The organism is Vibrio sp. 2092 (assembly GCF_033339635.1).
GTDB classification, from domain to species: Bacteria; Pseudomonadota; Gammaproteobacteria; order Enterobacterales; family Vibrionaceae; genus Vibrio; species Vibrio alginolyticus.
The window spans coordinates 13,252-31,219 of record NZ_JAWOUY010000024.1 but is presented as its reverse complement, the minus strand read 5'-3'; the positions used below and the strand labels follow the sequence as shown (position 1 = coordinate 31,219).

19 protein-coding genes are annotated in these 17,968 nt (G+C 45.1%); 8 read left to right on the top strand and 11 right to left on the bottom strand.

All coding sequences use genetic code 11. The annotated features are described in order from the left end of the window. Window position 1 precedes the first annotated feature (1 nt). From mlaC to R7P80_RS26295, 5 genes are all read left to right on the top strand, one after another. Entirely contained in the window at window positions 2-640 is a 639-nt protein-coding gene (mlaC, locus tag R7P80_RS26315) for a phospholipid-binding protein MlaC (protein ID WP_005381098.1), read from the top strand. Continuing rightward, entirely contained in the window at window positions 640-960 is a 321-nt protein-coding gene (locus R7P80_RS26310; protein ID WP_005381093.1) for a lipid asymmetry maintenance protein MlaB, read from the top strand. Before mlaC ends, R7P80_RS26310 begins: the two co-directional genes overlap by 1 nt. A gap of 3 nt (window positions 961-963) precedes the next feature. Then, entirely contained in the window at window positions 964-1,218 is a 255-nt protein-coding gene (ibaG, locus tag R7P80_RS26305) for a BolA family iron metabolism protein IbaG (protein WP_005381092.1), read from the top strand. A 9-nt stretch (window positions 1,219-1,227) separates the two neighbouring features. Beyond that, window positions 1,228-2,484, top strand: a complete 1,257-nt coding sequence (murA, locus tag R7P80_RS26300; protein ID WP_225492029.1) for a UDP-N-acetylglucosamine 1-carboxyvinyltransferase — start codon at window positions 1,228-1,230, stop codon at window positions 2,482-2,484. 155 nt (window positions 2,485-2,639) lie between these two features. Beyond that, entirely contained in the window at window positions 2,640-3,365 is a 726-nt protein-coding gene (locus R7P80_RS26295) for a 1-acylglycerol-3-phosphate O-acyltransferase (RefSeq protein WP_005381088.1), read from the top strand. Between the two features lie 84 nt (window positions 3,366-3,449). Here the strand turns inward: R7P80_RS26295 and R7P80_RS26290 are convergent, their stop codons facing one another. The 6 genes from R7P80_RS26290 to arcA form a co-directional block, all read right to left on the bottom strand. Beyond that, complete coding sequence (locus R7P80_RS26290; RefSeq protein WP_005381087.1) at window positions 3,450-3,839, bottom strand: RidA family protein; 390 nt, start codon at window positions 3,837-3,839, stop codon at window positions 3,450-3,452. A gap of 130 nt (window positions 3,840-3,969) precedes the next feature. Continuing rightward, complete coding sequence (gene pyrI, locus R7P80_RS26285; protein ID WP_005381086.1) at window positions 3,970-4,431, bottom strand: aspartate carbamoyltransferase regulatory subunit; 462 nt, start codon at window positions 4,429-4,431, stop codon at window positions 3,970-3,972. A 15-nt stretch (window positions 4,432-4,446) separates the two neighbouring features. Further along, window positions 4,447-5,376: an aspartate carbamoyltransferase gene (gene pyrB, locus R7P80_RS26280; protein WP_005381085.1), complete on the bottom strand. Its 930-nt coding sequence runs from the start codon at window positions 5,374-5,376 to the stop codon at window positions 4,447-4,449. A gap of 86 nt (window positions 5,377-5,462) precedes the next feature. Beyond that, entirely contained in the window at window positions 5,463-5,558 is a 96-nt protein-coding gene (locus tag R7P80_RS26275; protein ID WP_005381084.1) for a hypothetical protein, read from the bottom strand. A 99-nt stretch (window positions 5,559-5,657) separates the two neighbouring features. Beyond that, window positions 5,658-6,662 carry an ornithine carbamoyltransferase gene (locus R7P80_RS26270; RefSeq protein ID WP_053303448.1) on the bottom strand — a complete coding sequence of 335 codons (1,005 nt, stop codon included), beginning with the start codon at window positions 6,660-6,662 and terminating at the stop codon, window positions 5,658-5,660. Between the two features lie 156 nt (window positions 6,663-6,818). Beyond that, window positions 6,819-8,039, bottom strand: a complete 1,221-nt coding sequence (gene arcA, locus R7P80_RS26265; protein ID WP_005381082.1) for an arginine deiminase — start codon at window positions 8,037-8,039, stop codon at window positions 6,819-6,821. A gap of 583 nt (window positions 8,040-8,622) precedes the next feature. Here arcA and rraB point away from each other — a divergent pair. Continuing rightward, the gene (rraB, locus tag R7P80_RS26260) at window positions 8,623-9,036 is read left to right on the top strand and encodes a ribonuclease E inhibitor RraB (RefSeq protein ID WP_005381081.1); all 414 of its coding nucleotides are present in this window, start codon (window positions 8,623-8,625) and stop codon (window positions 9,034-9,036) included. 154 nt (window positions 9,037-9,190) lie between these two features. Then, entirely contained in the window at window positions 9,191-9,991 is an 801-nt protein-coding gene (locus tag R7P80_RS26255; RefSeq protein ID WP_050941213.1) for a glycosyl hydrolase 2 galactose-binding domain-containing protein, read from the top strand. A 16-nt stretch (window positions 9,992-10,007) separates the two neighbouring features. Here the strand turns inward: R7P80_RS26255 and R7P80_RS26250 are convergent, their stop codons facing one another. The 5 genes from R7P80_RS26250 to pepA all read right to left on the bottom strand — a co-directional run bounded on the left by R7P80_RS26250 (window position 10,008) and on the right by pepA (window position 16,665). Next, complete coding sequence (locus R7P80_RS26250) at window positions 10,008-10,913, bottom strand: bifunctional helix-turn-helix transcriptional regulator/GNAT family N-acetyltransferase (RefSeq protein WP_080996155.1); 906 nt, start codon at window positions 10,911-10,913, stop codon at window positions 10,008-10,010. A gap of 115 nt (window positions 10,914-11,028) precedes the next feature. Next, window positions 11,029-11,433, bottom strand: coding sequence for a DUF2061 domain-containing protein (locus R7P80_RS26245; protein ID WP_005381078.1), 405 nt, complete (start codon window positions 11,431-11,433; stop codon window positions 11,029-11,031). 203 nt (window positions 11,434-11,636) lie between these two features. Beyond that, a complete protein-coding gene (locus tag R7P80_RS26240) occupies window positions 11,637-14,495 on the bottom strand; it encodes a valine--tRNA ligase (RefSeq protein ID WP_213986828.1) in 2,859 nt (952 codons plus the stop codon). 96 nt (window positions 14,496-14,591) lie between these two features. Then, window positions 14,592-15,041, bottom strand: a complete 450-nt coding sequence (locus R7P80_RS26235; RefSeq protein WP_031777270.1) for a DNA polymerase III subunit chi — start codon at window positions 15,039-15,041, stop codon at window positions 14,592-14,594. Between the two features lie 115 nt (window positions 15,042-15,156). Further along, a complete protein-coding gene (gene pepA, locus R7P80_RS26230) occupies window positions 15,157-16,665 on the bottom strand; it encodes a leucyl aminopeptidase (protein ID WP_005381073.1) in 1,509 nt (502 codons plus the stop codon). 200 nt (window positions 16,666-16,865) lie between these two features. Here pepA and lptF point away from each other — a divergent pair, with 200 nt between their 5' ends. Next, entirely contained in the window at window positions 16,866-17,966 is a 1,101-nt protein-coding gene (gene lptF / locus R7P80_RS26225; protein WP_005381072.1) for an LPS export ABC transporter permease LptF, read from the top strand. Window positions 17,967-17,968 lie beyond the last annotated feature (2 nt).

Sequence of the window (17,968 nt, the reverse complement as noted above, 5' to 3'; positions counted from 1 at the left end):
TATGTTAGCGAGATTACTACTTTCAGTTTGTGCTGTGTTTAGCGTCTTTGGAGCAACAGCAGCAGAGGTGGATAAAACTGAACCTTATAAGATGATGAAGCAGGTAGCTGAAGTCACGTTCGAAAGATTGAAAGCCGAACAGCCGAAAATCAAACAAGATCCAAATTTACTTAAAGTGATCGTTGAAGAAGAGCTAATGCCTTACGTCAACTACCGCTATGCAGGGTTAAAACTTCTTGGTCCAAACTTAAAAGGTGCTAAGCGTGAAGATGTACTTGAGTTTATCGATGCATTTCGTGCGTACCTGATTGCGTCTTATGCACAAGTGTTGACGCAATACTCTGACCAAAAAATTGAGTTTGGTCCTGAGCCTAGCATTGATGACTCTAAGCGTATTACAAGCATTAAAGTTGATATCATCGATACTCCGCGTCCAAACATCAAACTTGAGTTTAAACTGCGTAAAGACAACCAGTCTGGTGAGTGGGAAGCATTCGATATGATTGCAGAGGGCATTAGTTTGCTTTCTAGTAAACAATCCGAATGGAACAGTAAAATTCGTCAAGAAGGTATTCTATCTGTTGCTAAAGACCTAGAAAAATTGGCCGCAGAACCGATCCGCTTCGAGGCTAAGAAATAATGGCCCAGACTCCCGCTCAGTGGCAATTGGATCAAAACATTCTTAAGCTAACAGGGGCACTTGATAGAGATACAGTGCCTTCATTGTGGGCGTATGCACAGCAATGGCAACCTGCTCAATCGGAGCTGGAATGCTCGCTAAAAGAGATAGAGCGCGTCGACTCTGCAGGAATGGTGATGTTAATCCACTTATTAGAGCATGCAAAAAAGCAAAACTGTCATATAATGCTCAGTTTCGTGCCGGCGCAACTGCGCACTTTGTTTCAACTGAGCAATGTTGAATCTTTAGTGGCCAAACACATACAGAATTATCAGGGGTAAATTGTGGATAGCGCAAAAGTACAACAGTTATTAGAAGAAGCACTAAACCTTCAAGAAGTGCATGTGAAAGGTGAAGGTAGCCACTATGAAGTGGTTGCTGTTGATGCTTGTTTCGATGGAATGAGCCGCGTTAAGAAGCAGCAGCTAATTTATGCTCCTCTGATGGAATACATCCAGCGTAACGACATTCACGCATTATCAATCAAAGCGTTCACACCAGAAGAGTGGGCTCGTGATAAGAAATTGATGTCGCTTTAAGGTTTATTGATGGAAAAGTTTCGAGTTATTGGGTCAGATAAACCACTAGTTGGTGAAGTGACCATTTCAGGTGCAAAAAACGCAGCACTGCCGATTTTATTTGCGTCTATCTTGGCGGAAGAGCCAGTAGAAGTGGCAAACGTACCACACCTTCGTGATATCGATACAACCATGGAATTGCTTAAGCGTTTAGGCGCGAAAGTAAGCCGCAATGGCTCTGTTCATGTTGATCCAAGCAGTATTACAGAATACTGTGCGCCTTATGACTTGGTGAAAACCATGCGTGCTTCTATTTGGGCTTTGGGTCCTTTGGTGGCGCGCTTTGGTCAAGGTCAGGTTTCTTTACCAGGCGGTTGTGCTATTGGCGCTCGTCCTGTGGATCTGCATATTTCTGGTTTAGAGCAGCTTGGCGCAACCATTACATTAGAAGATGGTTATGTGAAAGCAGAAGTGGATGGTCGTCTAAAAGGCGCGCACATCGTGATGGATAAAGTCAGCGTAGGCGCGACGATCACCATCATGTGTGCCGCAGCGCTGGCGGAAGGCACAACAACACTAGATAACGCTGCGCGTGAGCCTGAAATCGTCGATACCGCTGATTTCCTAAATAAGCTTGGCGCAAAAATCTCTGGCGCTGGCACAGATACCATTACGATTGAAGGTGTTGAGCGCCTAGGCGGTTGTAAACACAACGTGGTTGCTGACCGTATTGAGACGGGAACATTCCTTGTCGCAGCAGCAGTATCTGGCGGTAAAGTGGTATGTCGCAACACTAATGCTCATTTGCTTGAAGCGGTTCTCGCCAAGCTGGAAGAATCTGGCGCGCTTGTCGAAACGGGTGAAGATTGGATCTCCGTTGATATGACCGACCGCGAGCTAAAAGCGGTAAGTGTACGTACTGCGCCACATCCTGGTTTCCCGACGGATATGCAAGCTCAATTTACGCTTCTGAACATGATGGCGAAAGGTGGCGGCGTGATCACAGAGACTATCTTTGAAAACCGCTTTATGCACGTACCAGAACTCATGCGTATGGGCGCTAAAGCTGAGATCGAAGGCAATACGGTTATCTGTGGTGATGTTGAGTCACTCAGCGGTGCGCAAGTGATGGCAACCGATCTACGAGCTTCGGCTAGTTTGGTTATTGCAGGTTGCATTGCTAAAGGCGAAACCGTCGTTGATCGTATTTACCATATCGACCGTGGTTACGACAAAATCGAAAATAAACTGGCTGCACTTGGCGCAAATATTGAGCGAGTGAGCTAGGCAAGTTAAACTGCACCGCAGGTAACTTGGATATCAAGAGAGCCGAAACCTGAGTTTCGGCTTTTTTATATCACTCTCATGACCATATTTTCCCTTTATGGAAAGAGAGATATTAATAGCTGTATCTGGCAAAAGCCGGTTCCTGGAGAACAAGAATGATTGCACTGTTACGTGTATTTGCTGTCGCTATCTTTGCGATTGTTATGTTTATTGGTGGTTGTGGTTACTGCCTATTAAGCCCTAGAAACCCTAAGCACGTTTTCACTTTTGGCCGTTTGTTTGCCAAGATGTCTCGTGTGTTTGGGATTAAGTTAGAGTTGCGTATCCCTGAAGATGCGTATTCACGCGGCCAACATGTTTACATTGCTAACCACCAGAACAACTGGGACATGTTTACTGTTTCTGCGGCTGTGACTCCGAAAGTTGTGACAGTAGGTAAAAAGAGCTTGGCTTGGATGCCACTGTTTGGTCAGCTTTACTGGCTTACGGGTAACATTCTGATTGACCGAGCGAATCGCTCTAAAGCAAAAGGTACTATCGATCAGGTCGTGAGCAGCATGAAAGAAAGTGATGTTTCGGTGTGGATGTTCCCAGAAGGCACGCGTTCTCGTGGGCGTGGTTTGCTGCCATTCAAAACAGGTGCTTTTCATGCGGCAATTGGAGCAGGTGTGCCAATCATTCCTATCGTATGTAGCTCGACGAATAAAATTAAGCTGAACCGTTGGAACAATGGTCATGTGATTGTTGAAATGCTACCTCCAATCAGCACTGAAGGCTATGGTAAAGAGGGCATTCGCGAGTTAGCGAATATCTGTCGTGAACAGATGAAAGAGAAGCTTGAATCGTTAGATGAAGAAGTCAAACAGCGTAATGCTGCTTAAGTTTTACTGCGATATCATCACGAAAAGACAATAAAAAACGGGTAGCCTGAGCTACCCGTTTTTTATGTTTGTCAGCAAGTACAATTATTTGCGAACTGCAATTGCTTCAATCTCGATGCCAACATCTTTTGGTAGGCGAGCCACTTCTACACAAGAGCGTGCAGGGTAGTTTGCTACGCCGTGCTCATCAAAGAACTTGCCGTAAACTTCGTTCACTGTGCCAAAGTCATTTAGGTCTTTAACAAAAACCGTTAGCTTTACAATATCAGATACTTTAAGACCTGAAGATTCAACTACAGCCTTTACGTTTTCTAGAGACTGACGAGCTTGTTCTGCGATATCAGCAGACACTTCACCTGTCGCTGGGTTTACTGGGATTTGGCCTGAAGTAAGAACCATGTTACCTAGATCTACGCCTTGAACGTAAGGACCGATTGCTGCTGGTGCAGACTCAGTGTGAAGTACTTTCGTCATTTGATTTTTTCCATCAGTTGTAGGGAATAAAGATTCTCAGTTTGCCTCTAAACCCTCGGTAGGTAAAGAGCAAAATACCCTGACATTGCAGGGTATTTTAAACGTATCACAGCCTAGTCGTGCGGCGTGTTTATCGCTCGGTTACGATCTCGCGTGAGAACACTTTCTCGCAGTATTTACACTTTAGGCGGATTTCTTGTTTCTTCTCGAACACGCTAAAGCTGCTTTCTACTGGTTCATTATGAGAAATACAGTTTGAATTCGGGCATTCAAATACATCATTGATGCGCTCAGGAAGCTCTAACGCGAGCTTTTTCACCACTTCATAATTCTCGATTTGATTCACGGTCGCGTGAGGAGCATACAACGCTAGCTTGCTCGCTTGCTCTTCATTGATAAACACATTTTCGATTTTGAGTAGATCTTTATGACCGAGTGCTGATGATGGCAAGTTCAGTCCAATCGTTACGCGTTGTGATGAATTGTGCATATCGAACAGTCTTAATACTTTGATGCCGATTTGCGCAGGGATGTGGTCGATGACCGTACCATTTTTGATTGCTTCTACCTGCAATTGAGTTTCTTTAGCCATGATTTTTCCCCTCGATTACAGTGTTTCGTTTAGAACAAGCGCCAGCAGTGCTTGGCGAGCATACACGCCATTTTGAGCTTGCTGGAAGAAGTAAGCATGAGGCGTTTTATCAACATCAGTTGTAATTTCATCCACACGTGGTAGTGGGTGCAGCACTTTCAAGTTCTCACGCGCGCCTTCTAGTAGTGCCGCCGTTAGGATGTAAGCCGACTTAATATGTGCGTATTCCGATTCGTCAAAACGTTCTTTCTGTACGCGTGTCATGTACAGAATATCCAGTTCAGGAATCACACTTTCCATGTCTGTGTGTAGGCTATATTGAATGCCAGCTTCATCTAGTTCTTCGCAGATGTAATCTGGCATTGCCAGCGCATCTGGTGCAACAAAGAAGAAGCGGATGTTGTTAAACTTTGCTAAGGCTTGAGTCAGTGAGTGCACTGTGCGGCCATATTTTAGATCACCTACGAATGCGACGTTCAGGTTGTCTAGACGCCCTTGTGTTTCCGCGATGGTGTATAGGTCGAGTAGCGTTTGAGTTGGGTGTTGGTTTGCACCGTCGCCCGCGTTGATCACTGGCACGCCATTTGAAAATTCAGAGGCCAAGCGAGCGGCGCCTTCTTGTGGATGACGCATCACAAAGGCATCGACGTAAGAAGAGATGACTTGTACTGAATCTGCGAGTGTTTCGCCTTTTTTCGCCAGAGAGGTATTACCATCATTATCAAAGCCAATCACGTCACCACCAATGCGCTGAATCGCTGTTTCAAACGATAAACGTGTACGTGTTGATGGTTCAAAGAAACAACTTGCAACGACTTTGTTTTTAATCAGTTCTGGTCGAGGTGCTTTTTTAAGGCTACCTGCTGTTTCTACGATAAGTTCCAGTTCTTCGCGTGAAAGCTCTGGAATAGAGATGATGTGCTTCTGGTAAAGCGAGTTCGCCATGATCTTCTTCCCTATAACATTGATGACTACATCCAAATAACCGAAAGGAATTTTGGACATAAAAAAACCTCCCCAATGGGGAGGTTTTAAAATTCAATAGAATTAACGAAAATAACACCACGTAAGCGTAGTCGCTTAGCGAGAGCAAATCGCGTTTTTACGTCAGCAATCAGCGTGGTCATTTCTTAATCCTCAGACAAATTGCCGAGCATTATACGCTTAACTTTCGTGAGCGCAAGCGATTACATCATGGTTTTTATCGGCTGTTTTTGCGCGCTGGTTTAGCTTCCTAGCGTCGCAACCATCACGGCTTTGATGGTGTGCATACGGTTTTCAGCTTCGTCGAATACGATGGAGTATTCCGATTCAAATACCTCTTCTGTTACTTCAAGGCCTTTCATACCGTATTTTTCAGCGACTTCTTTGCCGACGGTGGTTTCATCATTGTGGAAAGCTGGAAGGCAGTGCATGAATTTCACATGTGGATTACCCGTTTGCTTAATCACGTCCATATTGATTTGATAAGGTGTCATTAACGCTACACGTTCATCCCATGCCTCGGCAGACTCACCCATAGACACCCAAACGTCGGTGTATAGGAAGTCACAACCTTTCACACCTTCCTCAACGCTTTCTGTTAACGTGATTTTTGCACCGGTTTGTTGCGCGATAGTTTGACAAGTTGCCACGAGATCTTCTTCAGGCCAGAACGCTTTTGGCGCGACAAGGCGAATATCCATGCCCATTTTCGCTGCGCCCACCATAAGTGAGTTACCCATGTTGTTGCGCGCATCACCTAGGTAAGCGAAGGTTACTTCATGTAGCTGTTTACCACGGCCGTGCTCTTGCATGGTCAGGAAGTCAGCAAGGATCTGGGTTGGGTGGAACTCATCCGTTAAACCATTCCACACTGGAACACCAGCATAAGTACCAAGCTCTTCAACAATGGATTGGCCAAAGCCTCGGTATTCAATCCCGTCATACATACGACCAAGGACGCGAGCGGTGTCTTTCATCGATTCCTTATGACCGATCTGCGAGCCAGAAGGGCCGATGTAAGAGACTTGAGCACCTTGGTCAAAGGCAGCGACTTCAAACGCACATCGGGTACGAGTCGAAGATTTCTCAAAGATTAGTGCGATGTTTTTACCTTGAAGTGTCTTCTGCTCTGTTCCTGCATATTTAGCTTTTTTCAGCTCTGCAGACAGTTCGAGCAAAAACTGGATTTCTTTGGTTGAGAAGTCCAATAGCTTCAAAAAGTTGCGGTTACGTAAATTGAAAGCCATAGCTCGTCCCTTAGTACATGTGATTAGATTAATAGAATTCATTAAAACATATAAATGCTTTTATTGTGAATAATTATTTTTAATTAAAGCTAAAAAAGGTTGATGTATTCACATCAACCTTAGTTTTGATTCACCTAATGTAAAGGGACGAGTAAGTTATATATCGTCTCGTTCTATTGGACAGCTCATACAGCGAGCGCCACCGCGACCACGACCAAGCTCGTTACCAGGTACTGTCAGTACTTTGATGCCAGCTTTATCGTATTTTTCGTTGGTGTATACGTTGCGTTCGTAACCAATTACTACGCCCGGTTTTACAGTTAGAACGTTATTGGCGTCATTCCATTGTTCGCGTTCCGCTTCATAGCTGTCGCCACCAGTGGTGATGATTTTCAGCTGATCTAAGCCAAGAGCGGACTCAATCGCGTGCAGATAGTTATGTGAGGCTTCAACATGCATTTCACCGTTGCCTTTTGGTGTTAAGCGCCATGTGTCGAGATCTTTGCGCATGATCTCAGGGTAGACAGAGAAAGTATCTACATCCATATGGGTCATCACGGTGTCTAAATGCATACATGAGCGGTGTTTAGGCAGATCAATTGCAATCACTTCGGTCGCTTGGCCTGCTTTAAATAGGCTTGCTGCAAGGTTCTCTACACCTTGTGCAGTCGTACGCTCAGACATACCGATAAGAACTGCACCTTTACCAATAACCAACACATCACCGCCTTCGACATTCGCATTATCATAATGCAGATCATCGTCACCGAAGTATTTGATAAAATCTTGGCCAGCAAAAATTGGGTGCCAACGATAAATCGCACGTAAGTGGTTTGTTTCACGTTGGCGTGCAGGCATCATCATCGGGTTAAGAGAAACGCCGCCATAAACCCAGCATGAGGTATCACGAGTAAAGAGGTGATTAGGCAGTGGCTCAATAACAAAGTCGAGAGGACGCTTCATTTTTGGCAGCATAGAAGATGAGGAGATCGGTAGCTCTGAGTAAGCTAAGCCACCTAAAAAGATGCAGGCAAGGTGTTCATCATCCATTTCTGAAAAGTATTGGCGTAGGTCTCGCGCAAAGGTTGGCCCGTAACGAAAGTCAGAAATCTGAGTGTTCAGCAGCCATTGTTTTGCTTCTGGAACAGCGAGGGTTTCGACCAGTAAATCGTGGAGGAGAAGCACTTCAACGTCTTGCTCGCGCAGCGTACGTGCGAATGCATCGTGCTCTTCACCTGCCGCTTCTACAGCAAGAACGTCATCAAATAGCAACTCATGACAGTTTGACGGAGTTAAGTGGGTTAGGGCGCGTTCAGGGCGATTTAATAGAACTCGTCGAAGTTGACCAACTTCTGATCCAACGTACAGCTTGCTCATTTTGTATCCTTACAAATTTTCCAGCCATTAGTTATGACAAGCTTCCTAGAAAGATGCAAGTTATCAAGTTTTGTTTATATTCTGGTATTTCTGGTTTTGTGAGTTTTTTATTTTTATTTTGATTCTTATTAAATTTATTATTAGATATAAATGCTATTTTGCTAAAATTAGAGTGCGTGCGTTTTTATTCTAATTTTCCCGTTGAGAAAGAATATACGCACAGTGCATAAAACCTGCATTTTTATTCTAAATTATGCATTATTAAAGTGAATTTATTCGTTATGCTTCTTCGTTTTACACGTGAGTGTATTCAAGAAAGCATCATAAACACGCATAGAAAGAGAAAATAACCACATTAAGTGTCAATTAGGATGTTCTGAATATTAAAAAATGCCATTCTTTGTTAATTTTTTGTTTCTTTGTGTGGTCGGTTTAATATTTAGATTCAAATAACCGATAAGAATCGCAGTGGTATGATGTTTGTTTGTGGCTTTTCATCGCAATCCATGCCATATTTCACCGGATCAGCATACTCAGTATCGGGTATTGTGTTTCCATCAAGTAACTAATCTGGAGCCAAAACATGTCTCACGAAGATGAATATCTATCAGTAGAAGAATTAATTGAGATTCAAAAGGAAGAGACTCGCGATATCATTGCAGCATTGCTAGAAGATGGCAGCGATCCAGATTCGCTATACGAAATTGAGCACCACCTGTTTGCCGAAGATTTTGACACGCTAGAAAAAGCGGTAGTTGAAGCATTCAAGATGGGCTTTGAAGTTCTTGAAGCAGAAGAAACTGAAGATGAAGATGGTAACAAGTTGCTTTGCTGTGATGCGACTATGGAGTCCGCACTAGACGCAGAAGCGATTGATGCGCAAGTTGAAAAATTGATTCACTTGGCAGAAAAATACGACATCATCTATGACGGTTGGGGTACGTACTACGAAGGCGAAGATGCGCTTTACCCTGAAGAAGATGAAGACGACGAGTAATCAAAGCTCACTACTTTTGGAAAAACCAGCGTTTAACGCTGGTTTTTTTATACCTTGAAAAACTGACGAATGTGGAGGCGATAAATAATTCACATTGAGTTTATAGGGGATTTCTCCCTATAATGCGTGAAAATTGATCTAGCTCAAGGTGTATATGCAACTCTCACTCGCCGGTTTATGGCAAGTCTCTCCACTGACGGACCTTTCTATCCCACAGGATGACATTACTTTCCCTGCTCCTTTGAGTCAGGTATTGCCTGCTGAACTGACTGAAGAAGCGATTCGTCAGCAAGAGTGGCACCTGATGCACGACATTGAAGTGGACGAATCCATGATGGCATTCCCTGCGGTAGAAATGGTGTTGGGTGGTGTGGATTACCATGCAGAAGTGCGTTTGAACGGGGTAGCATTGTTTGACTGTGACGGCTCACAAAGCGTGTACAAGAAAGACATTCGTCCGTTCATGCAGATGGGGCGTAACCGTTTTGAGATCCTGTTCCTTGAGGAAGAAGAAGATCTTCTGTTGGATGAGGATAAACCTGAGTTGTGCTCACTTGCGGATCATGAATACCAAAAGAGTGACGAGCGCTTAGGGGTATGGCAAGAACCGTATCTGCAGTTTATTCGCAATGTGCGTTTAGACCGTGTAGCAACCGAGCAGATTTGGCACCACGGTGGTGGTTGTGAGTTTAAAGTCGACTTGTACTATCAAACTTTTGCGCCGGGCTTAGTATCGGCATCGGTTAAGTTTAATGGCATGACTTACCATATTCCTATCGATGTCCGAGCGGATCATGCGAGTGCTTTATTCCAGATCGAAGCACCAAAGTATGCCGATCTTAATGATCCCGATCCAAAAGATCTCTACGAACTCGTGGTGGAATTAGATGGGCAACGCCAAGCATTTAAAGTGGCACTTAGCCAAGAGCTCTGTGTTACCCACCTTGTACTTTAAGTTTGGGGATAAAGCGCTATAACGTTTTAAGCATCACGACTTCACATGCATCATGCCCCGTTTGTCCTAGCGGGGCATCGAGATGCTCAAAGCCTAGCTTTTCATACAAGCCTACCGCTTCTCTTAGACATTCTGTCGTTTCTAAATAGCACTGCTGATACCCAAACTGTTTCGCCAGTTGTAAGCTCAATGCGACGATGCGTTTGGCTAAACCGTGCCCTCGTGTTTGAGGTAAGAAGTACATCTTTTGTAGTTCACACACATTTGGCTCGCCCGCTAAAGGGGCAAAGCCACCGCCACCAATGATCTCTCCGCGATGTTCAATGACCCAATAGGCGGCCCCGCATTGATTGTAAACCGAATACATATCATCAAGCGTTGGATCGGCCACACCATAACCTTTGTCTGCGGTTAAGCCGTATTCTGCAGAGACTTTACGAATCACATCTGCGACTTGCGGGTTGTCTGCTTTAGTAAGAGGTCGAAGAACGTATTCCTCAGACTGACACACTTTTGTTAGCCCTTTTAGGTAAGTCTCTAGACCAAGTTTGAGTTGCTCTTGCTCGCTGTCATCGAGTTGGGTAAGCAGTTGTTCAAAGAAGTGGTTTTGCTGTTGGTCCAGTTGTGATAACGCCTGTTGGCCTTGCTCTGTAATCGCTACGAGTTGACTACGTTTGTCTTTTGGGTTTTCGATGCTCTCGACCAAACCTAATTTAATCAAACCAGTAACGGTTCGGCTCGCGTTGGACTTGTCGACATTAAGCTGCTGTGCCAGCTGATTGATGGTCAATGGCTGCAATTGGATTTCACCCAATGCGTGTGCTTGCACTGGAGTGAGAGCGACATCGCCGCATTGTTTATCAAGCATACCAAGCAATCGGACGGCTTGACGGGAGTAGTGTCGAAGTTGACGAGCGTTCATTATCACTTACCTCTAAAAATAAAGTTGCGCACCGCAATTAAATTAATTGCGGTGCGCAACCTTGTCAATGGTAAATGTCATTTTTCTCGTTAGGAGACGTAGTGAGCCTCCATGTTTAAGCGTGGTGATGTAAACAAAACTGCGGTGCTGGAGCTTTTTCTGATGATTTACGCATCCATACTTTCTCGTGGAAGTAGTAAGCCACCGTGTTCAAACTCGGCTCTAGCATCGCCATTACGCCGCCGACGAATGCATCACCTGTTAGTAAGTAAACCACGGTAAAAGCGACGCTGAAGTGCACGGTCGCAAAGCTTGCGGTTTTTAATTTGGTCATCCACTGACGAGCTTTAAGTGCTGGGACTTTTGCCCATGCCTTTTCATGAAAGTAGAAGGCTACGGTGTTCACTGAAGGCTCAATCATGGCAATTAAACTACCAATTAGAATGTCGCCTGTGAGTACGTAAGCGACACTAAATGCGATAGTAAAATGCAGTGCTGCGAAAGTTAGTGTCTTTTTCATGATAATTACTCAATCGTGTTTGTTTCGATGAGTTTATTATCGATAATAATTCTCATTAATGCTAATGGGTAATGAGTATTGTTGTGATAGGGGGAAGCTATTGATGATGGTTTTGGTGAAATGTATACAAAAAAGGTTGGCCATGATGACCAACCTTTTGAACCAAAAAGTGAGAAGTGTTAATTCTTCTCTTTCACTGAGGCTTAAAGCGCAGCGATCGTTGTCTTCTGCTCTTCTAGCTTAGCTAGCGTTTCTTTGTAGCCTTCAAGCTTCTCACGCTCTTTAGCAACAACTGCTTCAGGAGCTTTCGCTACGAAGCCTTCGTTACCTAGTTTGCCTTCGATACGCTTGATTTCGCCGTGAGTCTTCTTGATTTCGCCATCTAGACGAGCAAGCTCAGCATCTTTGTCGATCAGACCTGCCATTGGGATCATCAACTCAGACTTACCAACCAGTGCTGTCGCACATGCAGGAGTTTGTTCGCCAGTTTCAAGCACGCGTACTGCTTCTAGCTTCGCTAGTGACATCAGTACTTGCTTGCTTGCTTCTAGACGAGAGGCATCTTCTGCATTTGCTGCTTTCAGCATAACGTCAAGCGGCTTACCAGGGTTGATGTCGTATTCAGCACGTAGGTTACGGATGCTGGTAATGAACGCCTTCACCCATTCAATATCGTCTAGCGCTTCTTGGTTGAAGTTTGCTTCGTCGAATTGAGGCAGTGCTTGAAGCATGATTGTCTCACCTTCTACACCTTCAACTAGTGGCTTGATGCTTTGCCAGATAGTTTCAGTGATGTAAGGAATCACAGGATGAGCCAGACGTAGAGTCTTCTCAAGTACCGTGATTAGTGTACGGCGAGTACCACGCTGTTGCGCTTCAGTACCTTTCCATAGAACGGGTTTAGTTAGCTCTAGGTACCAGTCACAGAATTGGTTCCAGATGAATTCGTAAAGCGTGTTCGCAGCCATATCTAGACGGAAGTTGTCGATATGGTTGTTGAACGCTTTCGCTGCAAGTTCAAACTGAGACTCGATCCATTTGTCTGCTAGTGAGTATTCAATCTCACCACCGTTGAAGCCACAATCTTGCTCTTCTGTGTTCATCATTACGTAACGGCTTGCGTTCCATAGTTTGTTACAGAAGTTACGGTAACCCTCAAGACGCTTCATATCCCAGTTGATATCACGACCTGTTGATGCCATTGCTGCAAGAGTGAAACGCAGTGCGTCTGTACCGTATGCTTCGATACCGTTTTCAAACGTCTTACGAGTGTTCTTCTCGATCTTCTTCGCTAGTTGAGGCTGCATCATGTTGCCACAACGCTTCTCTACGAGAGACTCTAGGTCGATACCATCGATCATGTCGATTGGGTCAAGTACGTTACCTTTCGACTTAGACATCTTGTCGCCGTTTTCGTCACGGATTAGACCAGTAACGTAAACCGTTTTAAATGGTACTTGTGGCTTGCCGTTTTCGTCTTTCACGAAGTGCATGGTCATCATGATCATGCGCGCAACCCAGAAGAAGATGATGTCGAAACCAGTTACTAGAACGTCTGAAGGGTGGAATACTTTCAGATCGTCAGTTTGCTCTGGCCAACCTTGAGTACCGAACGTCCATAGTGCAGAAGAGAACCACGTATCCAGTACGTCTTCGTCTTGGTGAAGTTCAATGACTGACTCTAGGTTGTTGTTCTTACGAACTTCTTCTTCAGTGCGACCTACGTAAACATTACCTTGGTTGTCGTACCAAGCTGGGATGCGGTGACCCCACCATAGCTGACGAGAGATACACCAGTCTTGAACGTCACGCATCCAAGAGAAGTACATGTTTTCGTATTGCTTAGGAACGAATTGGATGTCGCCGTTTTCTACTGCTTCAACTGCGGTTTTCGCTAGAGGCGCAGTACGTACGTACCATTGGTCAGTTAGCATTGGTTCGATAACCACGCCACCACGGTCGCCGTAAGGAACTTGTAGATCGTGATCTTTCACTTCTTCAAGTAGGCCTAGCTCGTCGAATTCAGCAACGATAGCTTTACGAGCGGCAAAACGCTCCATACCGTGGTATTTAGCTGGTAGCTCAGTGCTGTAAGCGTCGCTTGCTTCGCCGTTAGTGTTGAATACTTCTGCTGAGTCGCGGATGTTCGCGTCGAAAGTCAGAATGTTGATCATTGGTAGCTGGTGGCGCTTACCTACTTCGTAGTCGTTGAAGTCGTGCGCAGGTGTGATTTTCACACAGCCAGTACCTTTTTCCATATCTGCGTGCTCATCGCCCACGATTGGGATGCGACGATCAACGATAGGAAGGATGATTTCTTTACCGATAAGATCTTTGTAACGTGGATCTTCTGGGTTAACTGCAACACCTGTATCGCCTAGCACGGTCTCTGGACGAGTCGTTGCAACAACGATGTAGTCTTTGCCATCCGCTGTTTTTGCGCCATCTGCTAGTGGGTAGCGGAAGTGCCACATGTTGCCTTTAGTGTCTTTGTTCTCTACTTCTAGATCTGAAATCGCGGTGTGTAGCTTTGGATCCCAGTTAACTAGACGCTTACCGCGGTAGATTAGATCGTCTTCGTATAGACGTACGAACACTTCTTGAACGGCGTTAGATAGACCATCGTCCATCGTGAAGCGTTCACGATCCCAGTCTACAGATGCGCCAAGACGACGAAGCTGCTTAGTGATAGTGCCGCCAGATTCGCCTTTCCATTCCCAGATTTTGTCGATGAAAGCTTCACGACCGTAATCGTGTTTTGTTTTGCCTTCTTCTGCAGCGATCTTACGCTCAACAACCATCTGAGTTGCGATACCAGCGTGGTCAGTACCTACTTGCCAAAGGGTGTTTTTACCCTTCATACGTTCACAACGGATAAGCGTATCCATGATCGTATCTTGGAACGCGTGGCCCATGTGTAGGCTACCAGTGACGTTCGGTGGCGGGATCATGATGCTGTATGATTCTTTAGTAGTGTCACCGTGTGGCTTAAAGTAGCCTTTCTCTTCCCAAGTCTGATACAGAGCTTGTTCGATTGAAGTTGGGTTGTATGTCTTTTCCATAGCGCTCTTTTAATGGATACGTTGATGGTTGAATCTTAGTCAATCTTTATAAGTGAGGGATCTTAACAAGATCGCCTTAACTATAAGGATTGACCGTTAAGGATATTGAATTTCGATCGTTTGCAGCTGGTAACCTGCTTGACGGTAAATTTTATATCTTTCTCTTGCGAGTTGTTTAGCTTTTTCTTCGCAGGGCACGAAGTCTACCACTTGAGCAAACTTGTTCGCAAAGGTTGTCTCATTTTCCGCCAAATTAATTACCAGCTGACGGTTCCAATTAGGTTTTACACCTTCATGGCCGATTTCAATGTTGGTGGCGTATTTCGGTCCCTCGCCTACGAGGTTATGTGCCATGAACTTGTCTGCATCAACTTGCCAAAAGGCTTCAGCGAGCTGCTCGGCGTGTGGTTTGTCTTGGCAGTTTAAATACACTTTAGCGCCTTGGCGAGCAAAGTGCTGAGCCAAAAACACGATGTATTCTTCAAAGCCAGCCACCGTTGCTTGCGGGCTCTCTTCGTTAATGATGTAGAAGGTTGCAGTTTGCATCATTCTCTCACTTGCCTTGGGTCTCTTCCTAAGACCATCTTAAGTCCCACTTTCATTTTAGAAAATTAGGATAATAAAAAAGGGCCTTGCGGCCCTTTTAGATTCTGTTCAGAAATTACTCTTCTGTCTCTTGGCCGCTGCGGTTCAAAAGGAATTGGACAAGCATTGAGACAGGACGGCCCGTTGAGCCTTTCGCTGCGCCTGATTTCCACGCGGTACCTGCGATATCGACGTGTGCCCAGTTATACTTCTTCGCGAACTTAGATAAGAAGCAACCCGCAGTAATTGTGCCACCAGGGCGACCACCAATGTTTGCCATATCCGCAAACGGGCTCTTCAACTGTTCGTGGTACTCGTCTGCCATTGGTAGACGCCATGCACGGTCACTCGCTTGCTCAGAAGCGTTTACTAGCTCATGAGAAAGAGGGTTGTGGTTAGAGATTACGCCGCTGATATGGTGGCCTAGTGCGATAACACAAGCACCAGTTAGCGTTGCAACGTCAACCACGCAGTCTGGTTCGAAACGCTCTACGTAAGTCAGTGCGTCACAAAGAACAAGACGGCCTTCAGCATCCGTGTTCAGAACTTCTACAGTTTGACCAGACATGGTCGTTAGGATGTCACCTGGACGGTAAGCGTTGCTGCCAGGCATGTTTTCACAGCCCGCTAGAACACCAATAACGTTGATTGGTAGGTTTAGCTTCGCTAGCGCTTTCATTGTACCGAATACCGATGCCGCACCACACATGTCGTACTTCATCTCATCCATACCTTCGCCCGGCTTTAGAGAGATACCGCCTGAGTCGAAGGTTAGACCTTTACCTACGAGCACAATCGGTTTTGCATCTGAGTCAGGGTTACCTTTGTACTCGATGATAGACATCATAGATTCGTTTTTAGAACCACGGCCTACTGCTAGGTAAGAGGTCATACCCAGTTTTTCCATCTCTTGCTCACCAATGATTTTGGTGGTTACGGTTTCGTAATCGTCCGCTAGACGACGAGCTTGAGAAGCAAGGTAAGCTGGATTAGCTACGTTTGGCGGCATGTTGCCAAGGTCTTTTGAGGCTTTGACACCTGATGCGATAGCAAGACCATGAGTGATTGCTTTTTCACCCAAGTTCAATTCACGACGCGTTGGTACGTTGAAAACAAGCTTGCGCAGTGGGCGGCGAGTCTCAGGTTTCACGCTCTTGAATTGATTAAATGTGTATAGACCATCTTTAGTCGCTTCTACAGCCTGGCGCACTTTCCAGTATGTATCACGACCCTTAACATGCAGTTCAGTTAGGAAACATACCGCTTCCATTGAGCCTGTCTCGTTAAGTGTGCTGATCGTCTTTTGAATGATTTCCTTGTACTGGCGCTCGCCAAGTTCACGCTCTTTGCCGCAACCGACAAGTAAAACGCGCTCTGACAAAACACCTGGTACTTGATGCAGTAGCAGCATCTGACCAGGTTTACCCTCTAGATCACCACGGCGAAGTAGTGAACTGATGTAACCGTCACTGATTTTATCAAGTTGTTCGGCTACTGGAGAAAGGCGACGTGGTTCAAACACACCAACAACGATACATGCGCTACGTTGTTTCTCTGGACTGCCACTTTTTACACTGAACTCCATGCGTACTCCTACATCCTGAAGACAAATTGCTCTAAATGTTAGATAATGATCGCTTACTTGTTGAATTTTAGCTCCAGGCTTACATGCAGAGCTGATTAAGCGACTAACATCTAGTTTATAATTTTTAAAAAAATAAATGGTTCAACGGGAAACTATAGTGATTCGACCAAAAAAACAAGTTTTGTATAGGTAATTTCAGCGTGATTATTGTTAGATATTTGATCCGCGAAACACTCAAGAGCCAATTTGCGATTTTTTTCGTACTTTTTTTGGTGTTTGTAAGCCAGAAATTCATAAGTGTTCTTGCTGATGCTTCTGATGGGGATATTCCTGCTGGATTGATTTTCTCGATTGTTGGTTTGAACATGCCAGCAATGGGTCTGTTAATGCTGCCTTTAAGTCTGTATATCGGCATATTGATCACATTTGGTCGTCTGTATGCAGAGAGCGAAATTGTCGTAATGAACGCGACAGGTATTGGTAATAAATTCTTGGTTCAAGCGGCCTTATACCTAGCGTTGATTACTTCAGCGGTGGCGGCTTTCAATGCGTTGTGGCTATCGCCGTGGTCTCAAGACCGCGTTGAGCAGCTTTATGAGCAGGTAGCGTCAGAAAACAGCGTTGACCTACTTAAAAAAGGTCAGTTCCAAGGTACACCAGATGGTTCATCGGTTGTGTTCATCGATGACATTAAAGACAATACCTTGAGCAACGTTTTTGTTGCGCAGATGCGCCCTCGAGATTCAGTGTTACCGAGTGTGATGTTCTCATCTTCTGGTGAAGTAAAAGAGCTTTCGGACGGTCGTCAGATCATCACTATGAAAGAAGGTACGCGTTATGAAGGTGTGCCTACTCGCGTTGAATATATGATCACGAAATTCGATGAATACGAAGGTGTTATCGGCCAACGTGAGGTCAAAAAGAAAGGGCGAGACTGGGAAGCATACCCAACGGTTGACTTGATAGGTCACCCAGATCCAGAGGCGCAAGCGGAGCTACAATGGCGAATTTCGTTATTTGTGTGTATTCCACTCTTAACAATGCTCGTTATTCCTTTGTCTGCGGTGAATCCGCGTCAGGGACGGTTTGCCAAAATGGGGCCTGCGATTCTGATCTACCTAGCGTATTTCTTGGCGATCAGTGCAACCAAATCTGCATTAGAAGATGGTGACATCCCGGCTGCTATTGGTATGTGGCCAATCAATGCGATGTTGCTGATTGTTGCTATCATGGCGAATATGATGGACAGCGTTGCTGCTAGACGAATAAAAGACAAATTCCGCAAGAAGAGGCTCGCGTAAGC